This is a genomic window from Dysgonomonas sp. GY75 (genome assembly GCF_015234155.1).
Taxonomy (GTDB): domain Bacteria; phylum Bacteroidota; class Bacteroidia; order Bacteroidales; family Dysgonomonadaceae; genus Dysgonomonas; species Dysgonomonas gadei.
The window spans coordinates 81,272-107,509 of record NZ_JADCLQ010000012.1; the positions used below are offsets into that span (position 1 = coordinate 81,272).

A 26,238-nucleotide genomic window follows, 5' to 3' on the forward strand; every position below is an offset into this window, starting at 1 on the left:
CAATTAGCAAATTCGAAAATTAGCAGATTAGCAAATTAAATAACAGAGTTTTAGGGCTCATTTGCTAATTTTCAAATCTGCTAATCTGCCAATTAAAATTAGATACCTATTCCGAAATAATCGAAACCTGCATCATTCATCTCTTGTTTATTATAGATATTACGCCCGTCAAAAACGACAGGTTTATTCATTGTTTTCTTAATCACTTCCCATGTTGGCAGACGGAATTCATTCCATTCTGTCACCATCAGTATAGCATCAGCATCGAGGGTCGCATCGTAAATATCTTTCGCATACACTACTGTATCTCCCAAATGGTGCTTTCTTGCTTCTTCCATTGCTACCGGGTCATAAACACGTACTTTCGCTCCGGCTTTTATCACTTTTTCTATTAGCACCAGAGCAGGAGCCTCACGCATATCATCGGTCTTCGGTTTGAAAGCCAATCCCCATACAGCAATGGTTTTTCCTTTGATATCGCCATTGTAATATTTCATTAGCTTATCAAAAAGGATGTTTTTTTGGCGTTCATTTACATTTTCCACTGCCTCAAGTATCTCCATTTTATACCCGAGTTTGTTTGCTGTTTTTATAATCGCTTTCACATCCTTAGGAAAGCAACTGCCCCCGTATCCGCAACCGGAATACAGAAATTTAGAACCAATACGGGCATCCGAACCGATCCCTTTACGCACCATATTTACATCTGCTCCTACAATTTCACACAGATTTGCTATATCGTTCATAAAGCTGATACGTGTAGCAAGCATAGCATTCGCTGCATATTTAATCATCTCGGCAGATGGAATATCTGTATAGATAATACGGTAGTTATTCAGTGTAAATGGTTTATATAGTTTTTCCATCAGTTTTTGAGCTTCTCCCGATTCTACACCCACAACTACACGGTCGGGCTGCATAAAGTCTGTAATAGCAGCTCCTTCTTTCAGAAATTCAGGATTGGAAGCCACATCGAACTTCAAGTCAGATAAACCTCTTTTGTCCAGTTCTTCCTGTATAGTCTTTTTTACCAATTTGGCTGTTCCTACAGGCACAGTACTTTTGGTGACAATCACCATGTATTTATTTAGGTTTTTTCCTACTGTACGGGCAACTTCAAGCACATACTTGAGGTCTGCACTACCATCTTCATCCGGAGGTGTACCCACAGCTGAAAACACAATATCAACATCATTAATAATGGAACTCAAGTCGGTAGTGAATTGCAGGCGCCCCGCTTTATGGTTACGTTCTACCATTTCATCCAGCCCGGGTTCAAAAATAGGTATAATGCCATTCTTCAGGTTTTCAATTTTCCTCTGGTCTATATCAACACAGTAGACTCCTGTTCCCATTTCGGCAAAACAAGTCCCCGTAACAAGACCCACATACCCCGTACCAACTATTGCTATTTTCATTAATGATAAATTTTATTTTTGCGTTTTATAAATACTTGTGATAATATATAAACTTAACAGGTTTGATTTTCTGGCACAAAGATAATATATTTTTAGTAAATACGTACGCATAAGCATTAATGTGCAAATCCAATTAAAAAATCTTAGACATTATCAGATTAGAAAACATCTCTCCTCACAGCTTTCAATATAACAAACTAATTACCAATCACTTTCATTAAAACAATAAAAAAAAGGTAACAAAGGTTACAGTTTTTATGTCTTTTGTAGAAGTGAAACACCTTTCACCCGCTGATCATTGCCGTCGAAAAATATTTCGCCCCTACAGTTTCCCCAAAAGGTAACAAAGGTTACACAGAAAACAATTAATAATTAGTTTTTCACTCTCCCTATAGCCTCCCACTCGGAGAGGTTGGAGGGCTTAAAAGGTTACACTTGTTCTATTTATTGCTTTTTACCCTCATTGTAAGTCCCCCTTGGAGGATTAAGCGGGCTAATCAATACTTCAAAGAACTATTCTCTAATAGTTAATAACTATCAGCCACCGATATAGATAAAGTTTTCCAACACTAATTCTCTTTATCAATGAATATTCCAACAAAAGAAATAAACGAAACAAATTAATTATCTTTGCACAAAATCATCTCCGACATCACTTATACTAAAAATGGAATATAGATTAAATAAATATATCAGCAACTCCGGATTCTGCTCCCGGCGCGAGGCCGACCGCTTCATCGAAGAAGGCCGTGTGACTATCAATGGCAAACGCGCCCAAGTAGGAATGCGTGTTCTTCCGGGACAAAAAGTAAAAGTAAACGGAGAACTTATCGTAAATAAAATCGAGCCGGTATACATCGCTTTCAATAAACCGGTAGGTATTGTCAGCACTACCGATCCGCAGGAAAGGGATAACATTATCAATTTCATCCGGCACGAACAACGGATATTTCCTATCGGACGACTTGATAAAGATTCTCAGGGGTTAATTCTGTTAACCAATGATGGCGATATTGTAAATAAAATATTGCGTGCAGGGAACAATCACAAAAAAGATTACCTTGTAAAAGTGAACCGTCCTATTACCAAAGACTTCCTTACACGCATGGCACAGGGTGTTCCCATACTGGACCGCGTTACCCGCCGATGCGAAATAGTAGAGATAAACCCCTACATGTTCCGCATATCGCTTATACAGGGGCTAAACAGGCAGATCAGACGTATGTGCGAATATTTCGATTATGAAGTACTCAAGCTGGAACGCATACAGATAATGAATATCAAACTCGGCGATCTGGGACAGGGTAACTGGCGCAACCTGACACCGACTGAACTGGAAGGACTTTTCGATATGCTGGAAAACTCAGAAAAAACTCAGATGTCTAAGGCGCCGAGCAATAAAGCTTTTAACAAAGCCCTTGAAGAGTTTGATATAAAAACGGACTATAGAAAAGCCAGTATTGCTGCAAAGTACGGAAAGAAGGACAAGACAGACAAGCCGGGCAGCACAAATAGTAAATCTTCAAATACCGCTGCACCATCCTCTGACGAAAATGAACACAAGGCAAAACCGAAACGAAAAGGTAAACCTGCCAGCGGACTACGCGTAGGCAAACAAAAAGTAGCTGCGAACAAACCAAAAGGAGGTCCGAAACCGAAAGCGAAAAATCAATCTAAAAAGAAACCTCTGAAATAGGATTTTCAATTCTTAGAAGCTGTTTGAGTTATATTGCCTGCCTGTTTTGAGCTGATTTAAGATAGATTTTTAGCCTTTTTATCGCAGATTTAGCGGGCTAAACCAAGAGAAAAAGGTTAAAAAGATACTTAAAGCAGCCAAACAGAGGCTGGTAAAGGTTGTTAAAAGTTTGTTTTTATTTATTCCGGTATAATTCAAACAGCTTCTTATTTTTCACTGAGTCTGAATTCTAAATCTCCGCTAAATAAAACCCTTTTTAATTTGGCAGAGATTTAGAATTCAGTTTTTTTTTGTGAACCCTGGACGGATAAAAAAGAAATCGATAATAATATTCAACACAAATATTGTATTTTTTGTAATAAATCCCTGTCGAGTCCGACTATATAGTAACATCGAATATTTTAAGTAATGGAATCACTCAAAAAAGATTTCCTTGAAATTCTTTCCAACTATCAGGGAATCATACACAAAATTTGTCTTGTGTATTTCCGCACAGAAACCGACAGGCAGGATAACTTCCAAGAGGTCGTTTATCAGCTATGGCGATCTTTTCCCAAGTTGGAAGACAAAAGAAAGATAGGTTCGTGGATGTACAATATAGCCATCAACACCTCTATCTCAAAGATACGTACCGACAGCCGCTTTATCGCACAGGAGTCTTTTCCGGATTCGCAACAGGGGCTCGACCCTCACAAGGGAATGGATAAAAAAGAGGATATGGAAATATTACTCGAAGCTATTCACCGGCTCAACGACCTCGACAAATCGCTGATGCTGCTCTATCTCGAAGAACGCAGTTATGAAGAGATTGCCGAAATACTCGGCATATCGAAGTCGAATGTAGGGACACGGATAAACAGGGCAAAGAATGAATTGAAAATCCAATTAAATAGATTAAGTCATGGAAGATAGTACATTAAAAGATTTCTGGAAATCAGAAATAGACAACAAAGTAAGCAATTATACAAAAGATGAACTAAACGAAATATTATTGGCCAAGGCCAGAACTTCGATACGCAAATTCTACCCTCTCGATACCCTGCCATTTATAGCGGTGGCATTTTTGCTGTATTTGGTATTATCGGCCGTAAGCCGTTTACATGATCCTCTTTTTGTAATAGGCAATACGATCCTTGCAGTCTCAATGATTGCGACATATATATTTAAGATTATATCGTTCTCTAAAATGAACAGATACGCCCCCGATCAACCGTTGAAAGCATGGCTCAAATATAGAATAGACGTTTTGGAGAAATCGTCATATTCATTATCGAATCAGTTTGTTCCTCCGGTCGTTTTCATACTTACGCTCATTTCTGTCAATGTATATATAGCAAACAAGCCTTATCTGGAATTCCTTCTGTCTCCCGAATTCTTTACAGCCCTGCTCGTGGGAACTTTTGTCGGGGTGCCTGTGGCTTATCTCATAGCCCGAAAAAACAGGAATAATCGGATAAAGAATCTGTATAACCTCAGAAAATTATATCAGCAAATAGACTGGGAGAAATAAAGAATAGCATCAAAATCCAAGAGCCTGTTTGAATTTTATATATATAAAGTTTAAACAGGCTCCAAAAGCAATATAGTTTTCTTTGTCATGTACTAAAATAAATCTGTTCGGAAATTTAAAATTAATGACCGTTCACTATCCATATTTTTATTATTTTATAATTCTTTTCACTACCTTTGTATGCCTATTAAAAAGTCAATTTATTAACTTGAAATAAAAATATGGTTTCCTTCTTTCAAACCCCTTCCAAGAACATCATTGCTGTTCAAACAAACTCAAGTCTTAACGCCGATTTTATCCAACGCCTCACATGGGCATTCAGTGGTGCGATCTTGCTCGAAGCAGAAAATGTTCCGGGATTTTTTGTTGGTCCCCGCCGCGAAATGATTACACCATGGAGTACAAATGCAGTGGAAATCACGCAGAATATGGGTATCGACGGAATCATCCGTATCGAGGAATTTTTTCCGGTAGATACAAACGATGTAAAACACGACCCGATGCTTCAACGCATCTATGACGGGCTTAATCAGGAAGTATTCAATATTTACAAGCAACCTGAACCGATCATCGAAATAGATGATATAGAAGCATACAATAAGCAGGAAGGCCTAGCCCTTAGCGAAGATGAAATAGAATATCTGAACGAAGTAAGCAAAAGACTGAACAGGAAACTGACCGACAGCGAAGTATTCGGATTCTCACAGGTAAATTCGGAACATTGCCGCCACAAGATTTTCAACGGTACATTTATCATCGACGGAGAAGAGAAAGAAAGTTCGCTTTTCAAATTAATAAAGAAAACATCGCAGGTAAACCCCAACAAGCTGGTATCCGCATACAAAGATAATGTAGCTTTCAGCCAGGGACCTGAAATAGAACAATTTGCACCGGAAAAAGGGGAAGAGCCGAGTCTTTATCAGAAAAAAACAATCAAATCTGTTATCTCACTGAAAGCCGAAACCCATAACTTCCCTACTACCGTAGAGCCGTTCAATGGTGCTGCTACCGGTTCGGGAGGTGAGATCCGTGACCGTCTGGGCGGAGGAAAGGCATCCCTGCCAATCGCGGGAACCGCCGTATATATGACGTCCTACCCCCGTACAAAAGCAGGGAAGGCATGGGAAGAAACTATGCCGGAACGCCCTTGGCTATACCAGACACCGGAAGAAATACTTATAAAAGCTTCGAACGGAGCATCCGATTTCGGAAACAAATTCGGACAACCGCTTATCTGCGGCTCCTTGCTTACATTCGAGCATCAGGAAAACCAGAAGAAATTTGCATACGATAAAGTAATCATGCTTGCCGGAGGTGTCGGCTTTGCGAACAAGCGCGACGCACTGAAAGGCGAGCCGAAACCCGGCGAAAAAGTGGTCATCCTCGGAGGAGACAATTACCGTATTGGTATGGGCGGAGGCGCTGTATCGTCAGTTGACACAGGACAATACTCAAGCGGTATAGAACTGAACGCTGTACAACGCGCCAATCCCGAAATGCAGAAACGTACCGCAAATGTGATACGTGCATTGGCAGAATCGGATAATAATCCGGTTGTCTCTATTCACGACCACGGCGCAGGAGGACATCTGAACTGTCTTTCGGAGCTTGTAGAAGCTACCGGAGGAAAAATAGACATATCCAAACTTCCTATCGGTGACCCTACCCTTTCGTCAAAAGAAATTGTAGGAAATGAGAGTCAGGAGCGTATGGGCTTGCTTATCCCTGCCGACGCTGCCGACAGGATTAAACGTATTGCGGAACGCGAACGTTCTCCTATGTATGTTGTAGGTGAAACTACAAACGACATGAAGTTTGTTTTCGAACAGGCTGACGGTAAACGTCCTATCGACCTCAAACTGGAAGACTTCTTCGGAAAAGCGCCTAAGACAATCATGCGCGACGAGACAATCGACGAAGTTTATGCAAATCCTGAATATGATCTATCCAAACTGGAAGAATATATAAAGAACGTGCTCCAACTGGAAGCCGTTGCCTGCAAAGACTGGCTGACAAATAAAGTTGACCGCTCGGTTACAGGCAAGGTTGCACGCCAACAGACACAGGGGGAAATTCAGTTGCCATTGAGTGACCTTGGCGCCGTAGCCCTCGATTATAAAGGAAAGGCTGGTATTGCGACATCTATCGGCCATGCGCCGCAGGCTGCGATGGTAGACCCGGGTGCAGGTTCTGTACTGGCAATAGCCGAATCGTTGACAAATATTATCTTCGCCCCGATCGAGGATGGACTGAAAGGTATTTCATTAAGTGCAAACTGGATGTGGCCTTGTAAGAATCCGGGAGAAGACGCAAGATTATACAAAGCCGTAGAGGCATGTTCGGAATTTGCCTGCGAACTGGGAATAAACATTCCTACAGGTAAAGACTCTCTGTCGATGACACAGAAATATGGAGATGACAAAGTATATTCACCCGGTACGGTAATTGTATCGGCTGCGGGTGAAGTGAAAAATATCCGCAAGATTGTATCTCCGGTATTGGCATATATCAAAGGTACTTACCTTTATTACATCGATTTTTCTTTCGACACCTTCAAACTTGGAGGTTCCGCTTTTGCTCAGACAATGAGCAAACTGGGTGAAGAAGTGCCGACCGTGAAAGACCCTGAATATTTCAAAAATGCATTCAATGCAGTGCAGGAACTGATAGACAGAGGTCTGGTACTTGCCGGACACGATATATCTGCCGGAGGACTTGTTACAGCCATGCTGGAAATGTGTTTTGCCAATCCGCAGGGAGGACTCGAAGCCCGCCTTGACAAACTGCACCATGCAGACCTGGTCAAAGTATTATTCTCTGAAAATCCGGGTATCCTCATTCAGGTGAAGCATCATCATCTGGTAGAAAAAATACTGGACGATTATGGTATCGGCTTCGCCATTGTTGCCCGCCCGATAGAAGAGCGTAAGTTTGTTATCCAAAAAGATACTTTCAGTCAGGAATTCAATATAGACGAACTGCGTGATGCCTGGTACGAACCATCATATCTACTCGACAGGAAACAAAGTACCGAAAAACTGGCGTTGCAACGTTTCGAAAACTATAAGAAACAACCACTTCAATTCAAGTTCAACCCTTCGTTTACAGGTAAATTCGCTCAATACGGAATCGATCCTAACAGAACTGCCCCAACAGGGCTGAAAGCTGCTGTTATACGTGAGAAAGGTACAAATAGCGAACGTGAAATGGCTTACTCCCTGCATCTTGCCGGCTTCGACGTAAGGGATGTCCATATGACCGACCTTGCTTCGGGACGTGAAACATTGGAAGACATCAATCTGATAGTATTTTGCGGAGGATTTTCCAACTCGGATGTACTTGGTTCGGCAAAAGGATGGGCCGGTAGCTTCATCTACAACGATAGAGCAAAAGAGACCCTTCGTAAATATTACGAACGCAAAGATACACTGAGCCTCGGAGTATGTAACGGTTGCCAGCTAATGATGGAACTCGACCTCATTTATCCGGAACATGACAAACACCCGAAAATGGAACACAATACATCCCATAAATTCGAATCGACTTATGTGAGCGTAGAAATTCCGCAAAACAACTCTGTCATGTTAGGTTCACTATCAGGCAGCACACTTGGTATATGGTCAGTACATGGTGAAGGACGTTTTGCGATGCCAAAGGTCGAATCCGAATATAACGTAGTAGCCAAATATATCTACAGTGAATATCCGGGAAATCCAAACGGTTCCGATTATAATATAACAGGTGTTGTTTCGAAAGACGGACGCCATCTGGCAATGATGCCTCACCTCGAACGCTCACTGTTCCCTTGGCAATGTGGACACCATCCTTTCGAACATCGGAAAGATGACTTTACCCCTTGGATGGAGGCATTTGTAAATGCAAGGGAGTGGGTGAAGAAAGTGAAAAGTGAATGAACCCCCTAAATCCCCCAAGGGGGACTTGCAATGAGAGTATAAGCTAAGATAATAAAAAGGCATGGGTTTACAGCCTGTGCCTTTTATCCTTATAATTGTAAATCATATCCTTGCACCAATGACTAAAAACAACGATACATCGACCTCTTTCTTCTCATTCCTGAAAGCGAAAGAGCAACGAATAGACTGGGTTATACTAATCCTTAGTTGTATAATCGGATATATCGTACTGAAAATATGTTATCCTTACCCTGCTACAATCTCCGATTCGGGTACTTATGTGCACGCGGCGGCTGAAGATATGTTTACATTCTACCGTCCGTTCGGATATTCATACTTCCTGCAAATAGTGCATGCCATATCCGGCAGCATTCATGCGGTATTTATTGCACAAACTATATTGTATTTCTTTTCCGTTGCAGCTTTTTCCTTTGTATTGAAATATGTAATTCCGCCTGTCAGCTCCATATTCTGGCGCATTTTGTTGTTTTTGTTTGTCTTCAGCCCTGTAGCGCTCTATATGTCGAATGCATTGATGAGCGATCTGCTGTTTGCCATAATGATCTATTTCATGCTGACATCGTTCATCTACTTTATCAAGACACAAGGATGGATAGCACTTTGCCTGTTCGTACTGTCATTATTCTTCGCTCTGCATATCCGCTATTCGGCCATTATGTTCCCTGTGCTGTTTGTATGTTTTTTCTTTATGGTAAAAGGAAAGATGCGCTGGATAGGAATAGCTATGACACTCGCCGTAACACTCATTTTTTACAATCAGGTAAAAAATGATATGCGTAAAACTACGGGATTCAACCAGTTTTCGACCGGATTCGACGGATGGCAGCTGGCTAACAATGCAATGCATGTAGTGCCTTACATAGACCTGAAGCCTGAAAAGATAAAAGACCCCGAAATGAGAATATTGCATCAGTATATGCTCACGCAAACCGATGTAATAAAAGAACGGACGAAAGACGGGTCGGAAGCCGTTGCCGCATTTATGTGGATAAACGACCTGCCGCTGAAGCAGTTCATGTTCTCATATATCCAGCAGACCGGACAAGGATATTCTCCTTCGTGGATATGGCTGGGAAGCCGTAATTACAAAGAATATGGCACTTATATTATCAGCCACTATCCTTTGCAGTTTGCTCGATACTATTATCTGCCGAACAGCAAGGAAGTATTCTATCCCGACCACCACGAAATCATCGGGAAGTATTATCCGATAAATATGAAAAATGTATTGGAATGGTACAAAATTCCCGAGGGTACTAATATGGATGCCAAATGCACTATTTACAGTGATTTTTTAGATATACCGATAACAATGTCTTACCTTATTACATGGCTCATTATTGCCGTAGCAGCTGTACTATCCATAGTATGGAGGAAACAGTTGGTATGGGCAGAGAACGAGCGGAAGATATTCTGGATAATCGCAGCAGTGGGAATAATATATTATGCTGCTACCACGTTTGCCAGTCCGGTTTCCACACGATTCTGGATACCGATGAATGCCGTTTTCTTTGGAGTTATATATATCTTATATAACCGGATAATTGCATATAAGAAGGGAAAGAATATAGCTTAAATAAAAAATGAGGTGCAAATTAAAAACTTACACCTCATTTTTATTTCAGATATATCAGAATTACTTCTTCGCCCCAATCCACGTCGCCTTTTTCCAAATATATTCCAATGGGCCATGCCTGTGTTTTTTCAGCCAGAAGTAAGCAAAAGTATATTGAATGGCAAAGATTCCCATGCCAACCAATATAGAGAAGGTAACCGATAATTCCTTAGCCAAGCCCAATCCCCAGTTATAGAATATAAATCCTCCTATTACAGACTGTGAAATATACATCGTCAGACTCATTTTTCCATACGGTTCCAATTTTGATAACCATTTGTGGAAACTGCTCTTATAATAGAAAAGTACAAATAAGGAGGCAAGTATACATAAAAAAGCAAAAGACGAATAACACCCGAGAATAATATTTAACTGTTGTTTTACATTCTCATTTTCCACAAGCATCTCCATTATCGGCAGAAGTCCTGCCAGCGGAAAATAACAAATTATACTTACCATAAGCATTTTTCCCCAGAACCGGATATTATTATCCGTATTGATAAAAAGTCCTTTCCTGCCAATCAGCATACCCAGCAGAAAAAGTGCGGCTACCTGAAATATGCGGCCTTGACATGTCCACCACAGGAAGCTATACAATTGGCTGTTGACAACGCCTGTAACCATATCCATAAAATTACCACTCTTCATTACTGTCAGGGTTTGCAGATAGAAAGGAACATGTGGCTGCGCTTCGAGAGGCAGCTCGGCATTGAACAGGTAAAAAATAACTTTGCCCCATTGGAGTGGCATTAAGAAAAAGAAAACAGCTAGAATAAACACTGTTCTATCCGCTAGCTTTGTGGTTATAATCAGTAAAAAACCAAGCATGGAGAACAGAATGAGCACATCCCCCGTATAAAATATAGAATTAATTACTCCCCAACCAAAAAGAAGTACCAACCGCCATGCAAACCTACCCCTGAAATCTTTCCCTTTCTGCAATTGATTATCATTCTGGATGAAAAAACTCAATCCGAAAAGCAGTGCGAATATTGCATAAGCTTTTCCTGCAAAGAGAAAAGGTATGGAGTTATTGAAAACAGAATCGGTAAATAATAATAACCGGTTTTCGACCGTCGGATAATCAAAAAGATTAAATTGTTCTAAACTATGCATCATCAGAATTCCCAGAATGGCAAATCCTCTCAGTGCATCTACAACATTGATGCGTGCTGTGGTATTTCTCATTTATTGGCTTTATATAAAATAAAGTACAAAACTATTATAATTATTTAGAAACACAGCCTTTCCCCATTATTATATTAATAGAAGTCCATCTGACTTTTGACAAGATGATAAAGCGGAAAATCGTATATTTGCACTTTAAATAAACTGAATAATATATTACATGGCAGAATCCATATTTGAATATAAATTGAAAGTTCGCGACTACGAATGTGATGCGCAGGGCATAGTAAACAATGCCAATTATCAGCATTATTATGAAGTAGTGCGTCACGAATTCCTGGAGCAACACGGATTGAATTTCTATGAATTACATGAGCAAGGTATAGATGCAGTAGTAGTGAGTGTTTATATACGATACAAACATTCCCTGCGCGGAGCCAACGACTTTGTATGCACCGTTGATTCCATCGAAAAAGATGGCATCCGCTATATCTTCAACCAAAAAATTATCCGGCTGAAAGATAATAAAGTTTGTTCGACAGCAAGAGTAGAAACAGCCTGTATGGTAAATGGAAAAGTAGGAAAGCCTGAATTATTCGATAAAACTCTCGGACATTTGCTTATTAGCTAATTATAAAATCATGGCACTTACATACGAAAACAGCATGAAAGTACGCGACTACGAATGTGATTCGCAAGGTGTAGTCAACAATGCTATCTACCTTCATTACTTCGAAGCTACCCGCCACGAACTGATGGAAAAATGCGGTTTGCGATTACGTGATCTTACTGAGGCTAATATCATCCCGGTTGTACGTAATGCAAATATCAATTACAGGAATTCTTTGCGAGGTTCAGAACGCTTCGTTTGCTCTGTCAACATAGAACGCAAAGGCGTCAGATATTACTTTCATCAACAAATAATCCGTGTGCCTGACAACACTTTATGCGCCAGTGCTGTTATAGAGGTAGTCTGTTTAATGGATGGCAAGGTTTCTGCGCCCGAAATGTTCGACAAAGCTTTTGCAGATTACATAGATTGGAAGTAAACTATTGCTTATTATATCAATCATCAACAATATGTATCTTTATGAATAAGAAAAATTTTATTTCCGCCTGTATTCTAATAAGCTTCCTTTTTGGCGGATTAGGAACAGGAATTGCGCAGGAAAACAAAAAGGCAGGAAAAATCGGGCTTTATTTTGCTTCTTTCGGAGTAAATGAAATTTTTACATTCGAAAGCTTAGATGGATCCGGAAGTTATAAGAATGATAACTTTTTTACTTTAGGTGTAAATTATTTGCATAGTCTGAATAAGCGAATAGCGATTGAAACAGGAGTTGAATATTCGAAGCACAATGTAAAAATACAACCCGCTTTCACCGGTGAAGGAGTAGACTATTCCTATAGGACAGAAAGCTTCAAATTGATATCTGTACCTGTGGTTGCAAATGTATATTTCGGAAAATACATATTTGCTAACGGCGGGATCATACTGGATTTTGATATCTCCGGAAGCAATTCGATAGATAAACAAACCGGAATGGGAACAATATTGGGTATCGGAGCAAAATATGATTTCGAATCAGGTGTGTCTGCATACCTGAATCCATATTTTAAACTTCATACATTAGTACCTTTTTCCTCCGAGAGATATCATCAACGTGTTTGGGAATCCGGGATAAAGTTAGGAATAACATGCAGCTTGTAAAAGATAGATGCTGTGGATAGTTTAAATAATATATAAAGATGAGTTCTAAAATTACGTTATACATTGCCCGTCACGGCAAGACGATGATGAATACCCTCGACAGGGTACAGGGATGGTGTGACTCACCGTTAACAAAAGAAGGTATAGATGTAGCCCGTTATCTGGGTTACGGAATGAGCGATATAAATTTCCGTACTGCTTATTGCAGCGATCTGCGCAGGACTGTGCAGACAACCAAGATAGTTCTGGGAGCCAAAGGACAGGAAGATATTCCCGTGATTGAGCTCGCGGGATTACGCGAAGCATGCTTTGGTAGTTTCGAGGCTGACTTTAATCATCATATGTGGAACAGTGCCGCTTTATACCTCCACCATACGTCTTCGGAAAGTATGATCAAAGCGATTATGGAGAAAGAAATCAGCTACCGGGAGGTGCTCGATGCCGTCAAAAAACTGGATAAAATGGGCATGGCCGAAAACTTCTCCCAAGTGGAAGCACGCACACAGGAAAGCCTTCTCGAAATAGCAAAGAATGAGTCTCGGTACGGTGATGGCAATATACTGGTCATTTCGCATGGAATGAGTATACTGGCCATGTTATTAGGATTGGGGGGAGACAAATTATTCAAGAAGCCATTGGAAAATGCTGCTGTATGTAAAGTTATTTATCAGGATGGTAAGTTTACAGTGGAATCGATGGCAGATATGAGTTATGTGGAAAAAGGTAAAAAAGAAGCGGCTGCAATATAAAAAACAATGAAAAAAATATATATAATAATATCTCTCACCTTATTTAGTATTGCTCTGTTTGCACAGAAAGAGGCAGTCCCGACGTTTGCATATGATAGTACTGCTAACTTCCTGGGCAAAAATGCAATGGGATACACCGGGCAGGAACTATATCTGAAAGGGCTGGATAAATCATCCCAATCTTTCGGATATAGCGGTTTTATACTGAAATATAAGAAAGACGACGACCTGCTGAACGACGAAAAGAATATATATAAGCCGAACGACAATTACAATTCCCGTTACGAAGATATGGCCGGAAAGTATTTTCATGTAATAGAAGTGATCCGACACCCGAAATCAAAAACAGAAGGAAAAGATTATAGTGACGAATTCTATCTGAAATTACAAGAACTATCGAGCGGAGATATCATGTACTATAAATACAACGCAGAATCTGAATATACTTTTCCTTTTATCGTAAAAGGCTTTTTCGAAAAGCAGAAAGAATTACTCACCGGAAAAGAATATGTAGTATCGGACGATATATTAAGAATGTCGCGTAATCTGGTTACAGGCAAGGCTCTGGCTTTCACCACCGGGCAGACATGGAAATGTACGGATGTGACAATGGATAATACAACTAACGAACTTTCATTGGTTCTGCAAAATGCAAAGGGTATAAAAACAGCTGTCCCCTACTCTGTTACACTGAATAATGAGAGCATCAGGAAAGTATATACTGCGGCTGAAGCCGCAGCCCTGACAAGAAAATATAATGCGAATAATTTTCGCCGTATCCTGCAAAACAAAATCAGGGTTGGGATGACAAAGGAAATGACCCGTCTGGCATGGGGTGAGCCTACAGACATAAAAGAAAACGGAAATACCGAACAATGGTTTTATCCTGCCGGAAACCTGACTTTCAGAGGTGATAAAATTACGAGTACAAAATAAATTTCAATTACTTAAAACTGTATATTTGTACTTTAAATATAGATAGATGGATAAAACCGAGACAGCCCAAAAGGCATCTATTTTTAGTATAATAGGCAATACTCTTTTAGCGGTATGTAAATGGTTGGCCGGATATTTCGGAAATTCCTATGCTCTGATTGCCGATGCGATTGAATCCACCGCCGATATATTTTCCTCTATTCTCGTTCTTCTAGGCTTAAGGTATGCCAGTAAACCTGCGGATGAAGACCACCCATACGGGCATGGCCGCATAGAGCCGCTTGTTACGTTTGCTGTTGTAGGCTTTCTGATTGTTTCGGCTACGATCATTGCGATAGAAAGCATAGAGAATATACGCACTCCTCACGAAGGCCCCAAACTATTTACATTATTCGTATTGGGAGCAATCATATTATGGAAAGAGGCATCCTACAGATGGGTAATAAGAAAAGCAAAACTAACAGACAGCACATCTCTCAAAGCCGACGCCTGGCATCACCGCAGCGACGCTATTACTTCCGTTGCGGCATTTATAGGGATATCCATCGCTATTTATAAAGGGGACGGTTATGAATCCGCTGACGACTGGGCAGCATTGTTCGCAGCCTTTATTATTCTCTACAACAGCTATCGCATACTTAAACCAGCATGGGGAGAAATGATGGATAAAGATATGTATACCGATATGGCCAACGATATCTGCAACTTTTCAAAAACGGTAGACGGAGTAGTAGATACCGAAAAATGCCATATCCGCAAAACGGGAATGTCTTACTATGTAGACTTACATATCATTGTGAATAAGAACATTACAGTAAAAGACGGTCATGAAATCGCTCACGAACTTAAACGCAGGCTAATAGCCCATAAGCCGGAAATAGCTGATATACTGATACATGTAGAACCTTCGAGATAAACCTCTAACCTATTACAAGAGAGGTCATACTGAGCGACCCCGCGATTACCTTATCGTTGAATATCCGGACAGGTTCATCCCTCTCCCTCAAGGCCAAGGTGTAGAGCAACGGAATATAATGTTCGGGAGTAGGAATAGCCAGACGGGACGCGTCATGCAAACGGGTATAATCTATCAGGGAATGGAAATCGCCGTTCAATATCTTATCTTTGAATAAATCGTTCAGCTCGAAAGCCCAGTCGTAACCATATTCCGTATTAAAATCATCCCCTTCGACGCGTACCATCCGCAGATTATGGATCATATTTCCACTACCGATCACCAAAACGCCTTTGCGACGCAGAAAAGCCAGTTCCCGCCCCAGATCATAATGATATTGCATTCCTTTGAAATGGTCTATACTCATCTGCACTACCGGAATATCCGCCAAGGGATAAATATGTTTCAACACGCTCCAGCTACCGTGGTCGAGCCCCCATTCGTAATCTTCCCCGATGGCAACATCGTTTATTTGTTCTCTGACTAACTGCGCCAGTTCTTTCGATCCCGGGGCAGGATACTGTTGGGCAAACAATTCACGGGGAAAGCCATAGAAATCGTGTATTGTCTTAGGCTCGTTCATGGCTGTGACGAAAGTTCCGCGTGTTTCCCAATGGGCTGAAATACAAAGAATAGCCTGTGGTTGCGGAAGATTCTGCCCCAATCTGCCCCATGCCTGTACAAACTCATTATCCTCAACGGCATTCATCGGTGTACCATGTCCGACAAATACAACCGGCATAAGCGGTGTATCGTGAAATTGCATGGCTCGTTTATGTAAATCTTTTAGTGTCATAAATTTATGTTATTAATAAAAATAACGGCCTTGACATTATAGTCAAAGCCGTATATAATAAAAATACCGTTTAATGTATTATTGAGCCGCTTTAGCTACAACTGTTATCTGCAATTCAATATTATCGTTTACAATATTTTCTTTCAGATTGGCAAACAAAGTTTTTGAACCGTATTTCACATTCCATTGAGTACGGTCGATAGTAAACGGAACGGTAACAGCCTTATACAGTTCACCTTCTTTGGTAACTTTTGCGCCGAAAGAGATATTCTTTTCCACATCTTTCAGCTTCAGATTTCCGCTAACCGTATAGTTTACACTGTCGTTCGGTGTTGCCAGAGCTTCTACTTTAGTAATAGTAAAAGTACTTTCAGGATATTTTGCGACATCAAAAAAATCTTCACTCTTAAGGTGGTTTACCAGCATTTCATTCATTTTAGCTTCGGTAAGATCTTCATCTACAATTGCATTCATATCTATTACGAACGAACCCGAGGCCACTTCCTCTCCATTAACAGCAAGGCTACCACTCTTTATACCGATAGTTCCATGATGAGAACCTCCTACTTTAGATCCTACCCAATGGATGGATGAAGCTGAAGGGTCTACCGTTAGTTCAACTCCGGTTCCCGATGCTGCCGCCTGAGCGTCAGTTCCTTCCACTTTATTTTTGGCAGCATTGTTGCACGATGCTACGAATATCAATGATGCGATTGCTAATAAATATGTTTTCATTTTCAATTTCCTTTTTTAATATTAATATAATTTTGATTTAAATATGTCGCAAAGTTAAAATACTTTATTCTATTATCAAAATAGTTATATTGATACATAATCATAAAAAAATTAATAGATTTGCAGAATAAATCAATTAAATAAATATCTATAACTAAAGAGTAAACAGATTTGATATACGACATGTTCACTCTATAAAACTATAAATCAAAATTATTTTATGGTCAATCTGGAATGGTATAGAACATTCAAAGCAATTTATCAATACGGAACACTAACACGGGCTGCACAGGAGCTGATGATATCTCAACCTAATATGAGCATTCAGCTGGCATCATTGGAAAGCTATATCGGCCAGCAATTATTTGTAAGGCTGCCCCGGAAAATGATGCCCACCGAATATGGCAAACAGCTCTATACACAAATAGTAGAATCGATAGACAATCTGGAACGGGTAGAAACCGAATTTAAACGTACCGTTCTGAATAAGGCCCCCAGCATCCGTTTAGGCACACCCGCCGAAATCTTTAATGATTACCTGGCCGAACATGTCGGTAACCAGAAAGACCTCCATCTGACAGTAGAATACGGTCTTGCTGATACTCTGACCGAGAAAATCATCAGTCACGATCTAGATATAGCTATCATCACACGACAGAACAAATCGGCGGATAATCTTACCTACGAAGCCTTATTCACCGAATCGTTTATGATTGTCTGCAATCCGGCTATGAATACGACAGATTTTGACGTCTGTGCAGAAAAGAACAATATAGAAGATATCGAGAAATGGCTTAAGGCTCAGAAATGGATTGCTTATAGTACCGATCTGGCATTAATAAGAAGATTCTGGCGGGAGAACTTCAAGAAACGTCCTATCCTGAAACTGCATGCGACCATACCTGACAATGACGCCATACTGCGGGCAGTAGGAAATAGCGACGCACTGGCTGCATCGTCCGATTTAATTGCGGGAAAAGCCCTGGAGGAAGGATTGGTAAAAATACTCTGGAAAGGAAATATACCTGCAACAAATACTCTTTATCTGGCTTACAATAAGGATAAAATACAACCTCAATATGTAGAAAAAGTAAGAACCTTTATAAAAACATATATTAATACCACTGAATAAACTCTATCTGCCACATGAAATATATTATAATATCCATACCCTTCTTATTCACATCCTGTAATGTAAGTTCTATTGCAGGATTCGGTATTGCAGGCATTATTGCTATGTTTGCGCTGATGTTTATACTCTTTGCGGTCATGTTTTTTCTGATTGCAAAAAGGCGTAAACAGGGAGAAAAAAGCCTTGTAAAATTTAATAATGACATCTATATTGCGCTCAACAAACTATCTGCTCCTCAGCAGAAAATAAATATGCTGAACAATCTGATCGAGCGCATCAATAATGATCAGAAATATAAGAAAGATGCTGAATGGCGGGATAAAGTACTGGTAAAAACATATATGCATCTTGCAACTATTTATTACCAGACCGGCAACGAAATGGAGACACTCAATACATGCACTAAGATTATAGAGCTTGATCCTAAAGACGGAATGGCGTATTACAACAGAGGTTCTATTTATAGCAATATCGGATTATACGAAAAAGCTCTGAATGATTTTAACCGGACTATAGAATTGTTACCCGACTATGCCAGCGCCTATAACAACAGGGGGTTGACACATGAAAAAATGGAACATTACGAAGAGGCTCTAGCCGATTTTAATGAAGCTATAACCCTGGAGGGTTCACCTGTAGCCTGGTACAACAGAGGAAACACACATTACGAACTGGCCAATTACCAAGAGGCCTTGAAAGATTACCAGTCGGCACTGGACAATCTCGGTGCAGACAGTGATAGCGATATAAAAAATGATATAGAAATCAGTATACGCGCAACAAAAGAAAAGATAGCTGATATATAAAATTAATGAAAGCATAGGTGCTATCTATACTCCAAAGTTGTCCGTTCAGTTTAAAAAGTATAATTTTGCACATCTTTTTCAGATCAGACTTCTTATTATCTGGAAACATCATGTATTTTACATTGAAAATATTTAATCATCCATAATGAAAAATAATATATCCGATTTTGAAATAATGGCGCCTGTGGGGTCATACGACTCTCTTACAGCAGCTATACAAGGAGGAGCTGATTCTATATACTTCGGCATTGAAGGACTGAATATGCGTGCAAGGTCATCCAACAATTTCACTATCGACGATCTGAAACAAATAGCATCCGTCTGTAAGGAGAACGGTCTCAAAAGTTATCTTACAGTCAACACCATTATCTATGATAATGATATTTCATTGATGCATCAGATAGTAAATGCCGCCAAAGAAGCCGAATTATCAGCTATCATTGCGTCCGATGTATCGGTAATGATGTATGCCCGCAGTATCGGTGTGGAAGTACACCTCTCCACCCAATTGAATATTACCAATACAGAAGCGTTGAAGTTCTACGGGCAGTTTGCCGATGTCGTAGTATTGGCCCGCGAACTGAATCTCGATCAGGTAGCAGCTATATATAAAGACATTGTAGAACAGAATATAAAAGGTCCTAACGGGGAACTTATCCGCATTGAGATGTTCTCACACGGCGCACTCTGTATGGCCGTATCGGGCAAATGTTACCTCAGCCTGCACGAACGCGACCTGTCGGCAAACCGTGGTGCATGCAACCAGATATGCCGCCGCAGCTATATTGTGAAAGATAAGGAAACGGATATAGAGCTTGAGATAGACAATGAATACATCATGTCGCCCAAAGACCTCAAGACGATCCATTTCATGAATAAAATGATGGACGCCGGTGTACGTGTATTCAAAATAGAAGGCCGTGCCCGCGGACCCGAATATGTGCGGACCGTAGTAGAATGTTATAAGGAGGCCATAAAAGCTTATTGTGAAGGTACATTCACTGAAGAAAAAGTTGAGAACTGGGATGAACGGCTGGCTACTGTGTTCAACCGTGGATTCTGGGATGGTTATTACCTTGGGCAAAGACTCGGTGAATGGTCCAGCAATTATGGCTCGGGAGCGACCAAACGGAAAGTATATATTGCAAAAGGAATCAAATATTTCTCCAATCTGGGTGTCGCAGAATTTCTGATGGAAACCCAGTCATTGAAAGTCGGAGACGAAATATTGATTACAGGCCCTACTACCGGAGCTGTCTTTCAAACAATAGAAGAGATTCGTGTCGACCTCAAATCTGTTGAGGAAACAGTTAAAGGTGAGAAATTTTCTATAAAAGTGAATGATAAAATCCGTCCTTCGGATAAGCTTTTCAAGCTAGTAAAAGTGGAACGGAAAAAGAAGTTTGTAGAAAAAGCATAATAAAAAAGGCTGCCCCATAAGCAAAACTAGGGCAGCCTTTTACTTTTATTCTTTACATCCTACCATGTAGAAACCCGGAGTCTTAGCCCCATCTGTAGTAATTCCATATAGTTCTGTTATCTTGCCATCTTCCGGTTTTATCTTACTCCTGTCAAAAAAGACTTTACCATAACGGCATTTATCCATAAATTTGTTCCATGAATATTTCTTTCCGTCTATCACATACCAATAGATGCGAAGATAACCCGACTTATCCCCGTCTGCTTTTTTATTGAATGACCTTGGAAAAACTGTAGTTTTATTTTCCAGATCTCGTGCGTCACTCATCATTATTACTTCAAACTTACCTGTCGGAGGATTACCGATTCTTGTTTCCGATTTATAGCCGGTGTTATCTATATATTCACTGAGAACTTTACTTACACTGTCCCTTTGCTGCTTCATATTCACAGCACCTTTCTGAAAATTCTGTAAAGGAGGTGGTGGTGGAGGTGTATTGCTCTTACTTTGCTGCTTGGCATTCAGCGGCGGAGGGGGTGGTGGTACTTCTTTCTTTTTCTGAAAATTATTCGTACTTTCGTAATTGATGAGCGTACTTAATGGCTCATTTACTGAAGGGCGGGCAAAAGCGTATACAGTAAGTATACCTAACGGGAGCAATAATAAGAGCTTCAACCGTGCCCATTTGTTTGATTTTTCTTTTAACATCATAGTAATTCGTTTTTTAATTTTACTGTGGTTAAAGCTGTTGGCTAGAGTGTAGGAGCTTGCGCCAACGGCTTTTTTCACTAATAAGAGTTGATATTTTGTCGCATCGATACCGGATTCTAAAACACTTATATCCGCCTGATATTCGTGTATATCTTTCAATTCTCTTTTCAACAGCCATACAGCCGGATTGAACCACTGCATAAGGATAACCAGTTCCATATAAATCAGGTCAATAGAATGCCGATGCTTGATATGAGCCATCTCATGCGTTATAATTTCTGAAGAATTACCTGCATAATCCATTTCCGACAAAACAATATACCTGCCCCAGCTAAAGGGATTTATATCGGAAGAAACTACAACAAATATATGCCTGCCCTGTACAATCTTACGTCCCCCCCGGATAAGGCGGTACATCGAATAAATCGACCTGCTCAGTATTATCAGATTAACTACGCCACCTATCAGGTATATAAGCAGTAATACCGTACCAATTGATAAAGCCGGATTCTCAGGTTCGGACAAGGGAGGCAAGACACTCACGTCATATTGATATAATTCCGGATGAGAAGATTCTTCAACAGGAACGAGGGCTTCTTCTATGAGGGCAAAGGGCTTCTGAATAGTACTATATTCCTGAATATCCATCTCGGCCAGAGGTAAGGCAAAGCAGGCCAGTGTACCAATAAGGATAACCGCACGATTGAAACGATGAAAAGTTTCATTAGTAAGAATAGCTCTCACCCAAATGTAAAATAGAGTAAGACACACAGTGACTTTGAATATATATAGAAGAAATGCTTCCATTGTTTTCCGGGATTTTTAAGGTATTGACACTGCCCTATTTGTTTTTAATCTGGCGGATTAATTCCTGCAGTTCATCTATCGATAACTTTTCTTCTTCGATCAACGATGAAACTACACGTGTATACGAATTGCCGAAATACTTATCTACTACATTGCTGAGCGAACTTTTACGGTAATCGTCTTCTGAGATCAGAGCATAGTACTGATATGTATTCCCATAAGCCTTATAGCCTATATATCCCTTTTCTTCCAGTGTACGCACAATCGTGGAAAGGGTATTATAATGGGGTTTGGGTTCTTCTTGCAAATCAAGTAATTCACGCACAAACATCGGACCGTTACTCCAGAAACAAGCAAGAATTTCTTCTTCTTTTTGCGTCAGTTTTTTCATGGAAATATTCTTTTATAATAACTATATCACAAACTTAACTATATTTCCCAGTAAAACAACTATAAAATATAGTTATATTACTATTATTAACAATAGTTAACTGTTTTACAATACAGAGACACTTGCCCGCAAACAACACATTAAACTATAAATAAGCACATTACAATACTTATAAATAAAAAAAAAGACCGCTAAATTAGCGGTCTTCTCATTCTATCTATAAATATTTCTTTTATGGATTTATCAGGAACAGTACTGCCCTGTTCTTGTCATTATCAAGTTCGAACGGTTGCAATCCATCACCTTTCCAGTTTACGGAAATTCTATTCTTGCTAATACCGTACTTTTCTTCCAACGCCTTTGCCACAGCATTTGAGCGCTCTTTTGAGAGACGCAGGTTAATTGCGGCATTACCGGTTTTCTTATCTGCATACCCTGTAACAACTACAGTAGATCCGGCATTTGCATTCAGATAATTAACAGCCAACTCAATCTTAGACCATTCTGTCGGGTCTATTACCCATTTATTGATTCGGAAAAATACCGGGTCCGGTAAAAAGAATGGCTTACCTTTTACAGGTGGTTCCGGAGCCGGAGTCTGAGGTAATGTCGGTTGAGTAACTTCTATTTTAGGATCTTCCGGTTGCGGAGCCGGAGGGGCAAAAATATCTGGACAATCGAAATATTTTCTGCGCTTAGCCATATTTGACTGGCTCACACTTAATTGTTGCGCACTTCTTTTTACAACTATCACTTCCTCTCCACTATTCAGTTGAAGAAGTATAGAATCTCTGGAAGTTTCACAATTGCAAGGGTCCGGATTAGCCTTATTGTCTTGCGCACTTAAAGAAAAAGTCAGCACCCAAAACAAGATTGGCAGTAATAAAAATCTCATTTTCATAATTTCATATGGTGTTAAGGTAATACCTATTACAGTTTTAGTGAGTTCAAAGTTTTATTCTAGGATACAAATTTAGACATTATTCTCAAATTATTTTTTATTTTTTATGAAAAGATTCATTTTTAACGATAAATAAGAGTATTTCAGCTATTTAGTCGAAAGAATATTCGTTTCCCATCAGTTTTAAAGCCGGATAATAATCTATATTGATAAAGTTATTCAATATAGGGCACACCCGAAATTATTTAATTATGCGAATCAGTAGTTGAGATTTAATGTTCTATATTTTAATGTGCCTGCCAGCTTGTTTTTCTTAACTTTTTCTTGATAAAAAGTTACAAAAATCAAGGCTGCATCCCTCTGGCGACCCAAAACCGCAGCTGCGGTGGGCAAAATAATACGGAGTCATCTTTAACCGGATTATCAGCCGTGTACAGCAACTACCCTATTTTGCCCTACACCTCCGCTTTACGGATTGGGCACCCCGCCTGCAGAATGAGGCCGGAATCGCGATGCGGCGACAGGACTGTGTTTCTTTATGCTTTAGCTCCACGTGCGTCAGCCCTCGCGCATTATTGACGCAGGCGGGGTACCCAATCCGTTGCTGACGGCGTAGAATCAAACGGGGCGATAGCCCGTGTGTTTGATTCAGCCGTCAAGACGGTTTTGGGTCGCCGAGGAGCGAAGCGCTAGCCTTTTGGTTCGTTTTGGGCAATGCCAAAATGAACATTTAAGTGAAACAAAGTGGAGCAGAAAAAAACAGAAAAATATAAATAAAACACTACTTTTGTTACTCTTTTATACATTTCACATAAGAAAATAATGGAGCAAGAAACAATCATAGAAATATCAGCGGCCGTACCCCGCTTGGAGCATCTACAATTTGAAGAAGCCATCAACTGGCAGATAAAAAGCGGGGAACACTGGGCTGTTATAGGTCCTAATGGAAGCGGAAAAACGATATTAATAGACATTCTATTGGGAAAATACGCTCTTAAATCCGGTGAAATAGCCTGCAAGAACAGCAAAGGAGAAAACCTGCCGATATCATCTGTAGTCAAAAGCGTCGCTTTCCGCGACATATACAGCATCATTGATTCCCAAAACAGCTATTACCAGCAACGATGGAACAAGGGCGACGAACAGGAAATACCACAGGTCAAAGAGCTTGTATCCAAAGCCGACCCTATATGGCTGAACACTTTGCTGGAGTGGTTTGGCATATCTGAATTGATGGATAAGGAAGTGAATATGTTATCGAGCGGAGAACTTCGCAAATTCCTTATCGTGCGCTCACTACTGTCCAGGCCGCGCATCCTTATACTCGACAATCCATTTATAGGCCTGGATGCGGCTTCACGAACTGTATTAAACGGCTTGCTGGCGCGTCTGGCCGAATTAGAGAACCTTCAGATTGTCCTCATCCTTTCTAACCCGCACGATATACCCGAAGCCATTACACATGTGCTGCCCGTATACAATAAAAAAGTGCTGCCAGCCCTATCTTGCAAAGGTTTTCTTAACGATGCGGATTTGAAGGCCTCACTATTTACTCAAGCAGGTAAACTGGACATTACTTCTCTGAAAAATGATTTTGGCAACGAATCGTATTCATTCGCATACGCCGCGGATATGAAAAATATACACATCCGGTATGGAGATCGCACAATACTAAAAGATCTGAACTGGCAAGTAAAGCGTGGCGAAAAATGGGCATTACTGGGTGTCAACGGTTCAGGAAAATCAACTCTGCTTAGCCTTATCTGCGGAGATAACCCGCAAGCCTATGCAAACGACATCACTCTCTTCGACCGGAAGAGAGGAACAGGAGAAAGTATCTGGGATATAAAGAAAAGGATCGGCTATGTTTCGCCTGAGATGCATTTATATTATCAGAAAAATGTAAGATGTCTCGATGTTGTTGGTTCAGGGTTCTTCGATACAATCGGCCTGTACCGTAAATGTAATCCGGAACAGGAAAACCTTGCACTGGAATGGATGAGAGCCTTCAATATCAGCCACCTCAAAGACATCTCGTTTCTCAATGTATCATCAGGAGAGCAGCGGTTAGTGCTATTGGTACGGGTATTTATAAAAAATCCCGATTTACTTATTCTGGATGAACCGCTTCATGGACTTGATATCGCAAATAAAAAACGTGTAAAAAAACTGATAGAAGATTTTTGCGATAAGGATAAATCCTTGATATATGTTACACATTACGAAGACGAAATACCTGATATTGTGAACAAACGGCTGGTATTGACCAAAAACGTATAAATACCGGACTCTTTCGCAATCATTAAACATTGCAAGCCAGAAGTTGTTAATATAAATAAATTAAATAATACAATTTTATGAAGACAATACTATACTTTGCTGCTTTGTTCTTATTGGTTTCATCCTGCGGACAAAACAAAAGTAATGATATTACGAAATCTACCACGGGGGTAAATGTATCCCAATCGGAGAATGACCTTCAAAATCTGAAAAACGTGGAGCTAACAGAGGTGGATGGTTATTTTTCGACAAAGAAGGTCACTTCTCCCGAAGTTATGCTGCTAAACGAAACGGATTTCAACGAGCATTTCCACCCAGCAAAGACATTAAATAATGTATTGACCATAATAGATTTTGATACGCAAAAGGCAGCAGCTATCATTTTGCCCGAAACAAAAAATGATGTCACTATCTCGCTGGACAGTTCGTACCTGAAAGGAAGAGCTCTCAACATAGTATATTCTATTATGCAGGAATCTGCCGAACGATCGTTTACAATAACTCCTGTCAAAGTTTTCACGTTCGATACAAGCCTGAATGTAGATTCGGTTGCTTTCTACAATGGCGATTCGATTGTAAAGTTTGCGGTTAAATAATACAGAGCAA

General features: G+C 40.2%; 23 protein-coding genes. 16 read left to right on the plus strand and 7 right to left on the minus strand.

Annotated features, from left to right (window positions below):
- Positions 1 to 98: 98 nt before the first annotated feature.
- A complete protein-coding gene (locus IR083_RS05705; RefSeq protein WP_194223595.1) occupies positions 99 to 1,418 on the minus strand; it encodes a UDP-glucose dehydrogenase family protein in 1,320 nt (439 codons plus the stop codon).
- 667 nt (positions 1,419 to 2,085) lie between these two features.
- Here IR083_RS05705 and rluF point away from each other — a divergent pair.
- From rluF to IR083_RS05730, 5 genes are all read left to right on the plus strand, one after another.
- Complete coding sequence (gene rluF / locus IR083_RS05710; RefSeq protein WP_006798423.1) at positions 2,086 to 3,114, plus strand: 23S rRNA pseudouridine(2604) synthase RluF; 1,029 nt, start codon at positions 2,086 to 2,088, stop codon at positions 3,112 to 3,114.
- 408 nt (positions 3,115 to 3,522) lie between these two features.
- Positions 3,523 to 4,026 carry an RNA polymerase sigma factor gene (locus IR083_RS05715; RefSeq protein ID WP_006798424.1) on the plus strand — a complete coding sequence of 168 codons (504 nt, stop codon included), beginning with the start codon at positions 3,523 to 3,525 and terminating at the stop codon, positions 4,024 to 4,026.
- Positions 4,016 to 4,624 (plus strand): hypothetical protein, encoded by a 609-nt coding sequence (locus IR083_RS05720; RefSeq protein WP_194223596.1) that lies wholly within the window; start codon positions 4,016 to 4,018, stop codon positions 4,622 to 4,624. Before IR083_RS05715 ends, IR083_RS05720 begins: the two co-directional genes overlap by 11 nt.
- Before the next feature lie 221 nt (positions 4,625 to 4,845).
- Positions 4,846 to 8,538 carry a phosphoribosylformylglycinamidine synthase gene (purL, locus tag IR083_RS05725; protein WP_194223597.1) on the plus strand — a complete coding sequence of 1,231 codons (3,693 nt, stop codon included), beginning with the start codon at positions 4,846 to 4,848 and terminating at the stop codon, positions 8,536 to 8,538.
- 61 nt (positions 8,539 to 8,599) lie between these two features.
- Positions 8,600 to 10,135: a hypothetical protein gene (locus tag IR083_RS05730; protein WP_194223598.1), complete on the plus strand. Its 1,536-nt coding sequence runs from the start codon at positions 8,600 to 8,602 to the stop codon at positions 10,133 to 10,135.
- A gap of 60 nt (positions 10,136 to 10,195) precedes the next feature.
- Here the strand turns inward: IR083_RS05730 and IR083_RS05735 are convergent, their stop codons facing one another.
- Entirely contained in the window at positions 10,196 to 11,362 is a 1,167-nt protein-coding gene (locus tag IR083_RS05735; RefSeq protein WP_194223599.1) for a DUF418 domain-containing protein, read from the minus strand.
- A gap of 160 nt (positions 11,363 to 11,522) precedes the next feature.
- Here IR083_RS05735 and IR083_RS05740 point away from each other — a divergent pair, with 160 nt between their 5' ends.
- The 6 genes from IR083_RS05740 to IR083_RS05765 are packed head-to-tail and all read left to right on the plus strand — an operon-like array spanning position 11,523 to position 15,614.
- Positions 11,523 to 11,933, plus strand: a complete 411-nt coding sequence (locus IR083_RS05740; protein ID WP_006798429.1) for an acyl-CoA thioesterase — start codon at positions 11,523 to 11,525, stop codon at positions 11,931 to 11,933.
- Between the two features lie 10 nt (positions 11,934 to 11,943).
- The gene (locus tag IR083_RS05745; RefSeq protein ID WP_006798430.1) at positions 11,944 to 12,351 is read left to right on the plus strand and encodes an acyl-CoA thioesterase; all 408 of its coding nucleotides are present in this window, start codon (positions 11,944 to 11,946) and stop codon (positions 12,349 to 12,351) included.
- Positions 12,352 to 12,392: 41 nt separating this feature from the next.
- The gene (locus IR083_RS05750; RefSeq protein WP_194223600.1) at positions 12,393 to 13,013 is read left to right on the plus strand and encodes an outer membrane beta-barrel protein; all 621 of its coding nucleotides are present in this window, start codon (positions 12,393 to 12,395) and stop codon (positions 13,011 to 13,013) included.
- 38 nt (positions 13,014 to 13,051) lie between these two features.
- Entirely contained in the window at positions 13,052 to 13,762 is a 711-nt protein-coding gene (locus tag IR083_RS05755; protein ID WP_194223601.1) for a histidine phosphatase family protein, read from the plus strand.
- A gap of 6 nt (positions 13,763 to 13,768) precedes the next feature.
- A complete protein-coding gene (locus tag IR083_RS05760) occupies positions 13,769 to 14,698 on the plus strand; it encodes a hypothetical protein (protein ID WP_194223602.1) in 930 nt (309 codons plus the stop codon).
- Positions 14,699 to 14,744: 46 nt separating this feature from the next.
- On the plus strand, positions 14,745 to 15,614 hold the full coding sequence (locus IR083_RS05765) for a cation diffusion facilitator family transporter (RefSeq protein WP_006798434.1): 870 nt from the start codon (positions 14,745 to 14,747) through the stop codon (positions 15,612 to 15,614).
- Positions 15,615 to 15,618: 4 nt separating this feature from the next.
- On the opposite strand, the gene ygiD is transcribed toward IR083_RS05765, so the two are convergent.
- Together ygiD and IR083_RS05775 are read right to left on the minus strand one after the other, a co-directional pair.
- On the minus strand, positions 15,619 to 16,449 hold the full coding sequence (ygiD, locus tag IR083_RS05770) for a 4,5-DOPA dioxygenase extradiol (protein ID WP_006798435.1): 831 nt from the start codon (positions 16,447 to 16,449) through the stop codon (positions 15,619 to 15,621).
- Between the two features lie 78 nt (positions 16,450 to 16,527).
- Positions 16,528 to 17,184, minus strand: a complete 657-nt coding sequence (locus tag IR083_RS05775) for a YceI family protein (protein ID WP_194223603.1) — start codon at positions 17,182 to 17,184, stop codon at positions 16,528 to 16,530.
- Between the two features lie 220 nt (positions 17,185 to 17,404).
- On the opposite strand from IR083_RS05775, the gene IR083_RS05780 reads away from it, so the two are divergent.
- The 3 genes from IR083_RS05780 to IR083_RS05790 all read left to right on the plus strand — a co-directional run bounded on the left by IR083_RS05780 (position 17,405) and on the right by IR083_RS05790 (position 20,542).
- A complete protein-coding gene (locus tag IR083_RS05780) occupies positions 17,405 to 18,316 on the plus strand; it encodes a LysR family transcriptional regulator (RefSeq protein ID WP_194223604.1) in 912 nt (303 codons plus the stop codon).
- A gap of 14 nt (positions 18,317 to 18,330) precedes the next feature.
- Entirely contained in the window at positions 18,331 to 19,122 is a 792-nt protein-coding gene (locus IR083_RS05785; protein ID WP_194223605.1) for a tetratricopeptide repeat protein, read from the plus strand.
- A gap of 145 nt (positions 19,123 to 19,267) precedes the next feature.
- Positions 19,268 to 20,542, plus strand: a complete 1,275-nt coding sequence (locus IR083_RS05790) for a peptidase U32 family protein (protein ID WP_006798440.1) — start codon at positions 19,268 to 19,270, stop codon at positions 20,540 to 20,542.
- Between the two features lie 45 nt (positions 20,543 to 20,587).
- On the opposite strand, the gene IR083_RS05795 is transcribed toward IR083_RS05790, so the two are convergent.
- The 3 genes from IR083_RS05795 to IR083_RS05805 form a co-directional block, all read right to left on the minus strand.
- Positions 20,588 to 22,060 (minus strand): M56 family metallopeptidase, encoded by a 1,473-nt coding sequence (locus IR083_RS05795; protein WP_194223606.1) that lies wholly within the window; start codon positions 22,058 to 22,060, stop codon positions 20,588 to 20,590.
- Between the two features lie 34 nt (positions 22,061 to 22,094).
- Positions 22,095 to 22,451: a BlaI/MecI/CopY family transcriptional regulator gene (locus IR083_RS05800; protein ID WP_006798442.1), complete on the minus strand. Its 357-nt coding sequence runs from the start codon at positions 22,449 to 22,451 to the stop codon at positions 22,095 to 22,097.
- 232 nt (positions 22,452 to 22,683) lie between these two features.
- Positions 22,684 to 23,346, minus strand: a complete 663-nt coding sequence (locus tag IR083_RS05805) for an OmpA family protein (protein ID WP_242052374.1) — start codon at positions 23,344 to 23,346, stop codon at positions 22,684 to 22,686.
- 828 nt (positions 23,347 to 24,174) lie between these two features.
- On the opposite strand from IR083_RS05805, the gene IR083_RS05810 reads away from it, so the two are divergent.
- The gene (locus IR083_RS05810) at positions 24,175 to 25,632 is read left to right on the plus strand and encodes an ATP-binding cassette domain-containing protein (RefSeq protein ID WP_194223607.1); all 1,458 of its coding nucleotides are present in this window, start codon (positions 24,175 to 24,177) and stop codon (positions 25,630 to 25,632) included.
- 77 nt (positions 25,633 to 25,709) lie between these two features.
- Entirely contained in the window at positions 25,710 to 26,228 is a 519-nt protein-coding gene (locus IR083_RS05815) for a hypothetical protein (protein WP_194223608.1), read from the plus strand.
- The last annotated feature ends 10 nt before the right edge of the window (positions 26,229 to 26,238 follow it).

What these genes read in the sequence shown, in the direction of transcription:
- IR083_RS05705 (WP_194223595.1), bottom strand. Translation starts at nt 1,418, where the DNA reads ATGAAAATAGCAATAGTTGGTACGGGGTATGTGGGTCTTGTTACGGGG.
- rluF (WP_006798423.1), top strand. Translation starts at nt 2,086, where the DNA reads ATGGAATATAGATTAAATAAATATATCAGCAACTCCGGATTCTGCTCC.
- IR083_RS05715 (WP_006798424.1), top strand. Translation starts at nt 3,523, where the DNA reads ATGGAATCACTCAAAAAAGATTTCCTTGAAATTCTTTCCAACTATCAG.
- IR083_RS05720 (WP_194223596.1), top strand. Translation starts at nt 4,016, where the DNA reads ATGGAAGATAGTACATTAAAAGATTTCTGGAAATCAGAAATAGACAAC.
- purL (WP_194223597.1), top strand. Translation starts at nt 4,846, where the DNA reads ATGGTTTCCTTCTTTCAAACCCCTTCCAAGAACATCATTGCTGTTCAA.
- IR083_RS05730 (WP_194223598.1), top strand. Translation starts at nt 8,600, where the DNA reads ATGGGTTTACAGCCTGTGCCTTTTATCCTTATAATTGTAAATCATATC.
- IR083_RS05735 (WP_194223599.1), bottom strand. Translation starts at nt 11,362, where the DNA reads ATGAGAAATACCACAGCACGCATCAATGTTGTAGATGCACTGAGAGGA.
- IR083_RS05740 (WP_006798429.1), top strand. Translation starts at nt 11,523, where the DNA reads ATGGCAGAATCCATATTTGAATATAAATTGAAAGTTCGCGACTACGAA.
- IR083_RS05745 (WP_006798430.1), top strand. Translation starts at nt 11,944, where the DNA reads ATGGCACTTACATACGAAAACAGCATGAAAGTACGCGACTACGAATGT.
- IR083_RS05750 (WP_194223600.1), top strand. Translation starts at nt 12,393, where the DNA reads ATGAATAAGAAAAATTTTATTTCCGCCTGTATTCTAATAAGCTTCCTT.
- IR083_RS05755 (WP_194223601.1), top strand. Translation starts at nt 13,052, where the DNA reads ATGAGTTCTAAAATTACGTTATACATTGCCCGTCACGGCAAGACGATG.
- IR083_RS05760 (WP_194223602.1), top strand. Translation starts at nt 13,769, where the DNA reads ATGAAAAAAATATATATAATAATATCTCTCACCTTATTTAGTATTGCT.
- IR083_RS05765 (WP_006798434.1), top strand. Translation starts at nt 14,745, where the DNA reads ATGGATAAAACCGAGACAGCCCAAAAGGCATCTATTTTTAGTATAATA.
- ygiD (WP_006798435.1), bottom strand. Translation starts at nt 16,449, where the DNA reads ATGACACTAAAAGATTTACATAAACGAGCCATGCAATTTCACGATACA.
- IR083_RS05775 (WP_194223603.1), bottom strand. Translation starts at nt 17,184, where the DNA reads ATGAAAACATATTTATTAGCAATCGCATCATTGATATTCGTAGCATCG.
- IR083_RS05780 (WP_194223604.1), top strand. Translation starts at nt 17,405, where the DNA reads ATGGTCAATCTGGAATGGTATAGAACATTCAAAGCAATTTATCAATAC.
- IR083_RS05785 (WP_194223605.1), top strand. Translation starts at nt 18,331, where the DNA reads ATGAAATATATTATAATATCCATACCCTTCTTATTCACATCCTGTAAT.
- IR083_RS05790 (WP_006798440.1), top strand. Translation starts at nt 19,268, where the DNA reads ATGAAAAATAATATATCCGATTTTGAAATAATGGCGCCTGTGGGGTCA.
- IR083_RS05795 (WP_194223606.1), bottom strand. Translation starts at nt 22,060, where the DNA reads ATGGAAGCATTTCTTCTATATATATTCAAAGTCACTGTGTGTCTTACT.
- IR083_RS05800 (WP_006798442.1), bottom strand. Translation starts at nt 22,451, where the DNA reads ATGAAAAAACTGACGCAAAAAGAAGAAGAAATTCTTGCTTGTTTCTGG.
- IR083_RS05805 (WP_242052374.1), bottom strand. Translation starts at nt 23,346, where the DNA reads ATGAGATTTTTATTACTGCCAATCTTGTTTTGGGTGCTGACTTTTTCT.
- IR083_RS05810 (WP_194223607.1), top strand. Translation starts at nt 24,175, where the DNA reads ATGGAGCAAGAAACAATCATAGAAATATCAGCGGCCGTACCCCGCTTG.
- IR083_RS05815 (WP_194223608.1), top strand. Translation starts at nt 25,710, where the DNA reads ATGAAGACAATACTATACTTTGCTGCTTTGTTCTTATTGGTTTCATCC.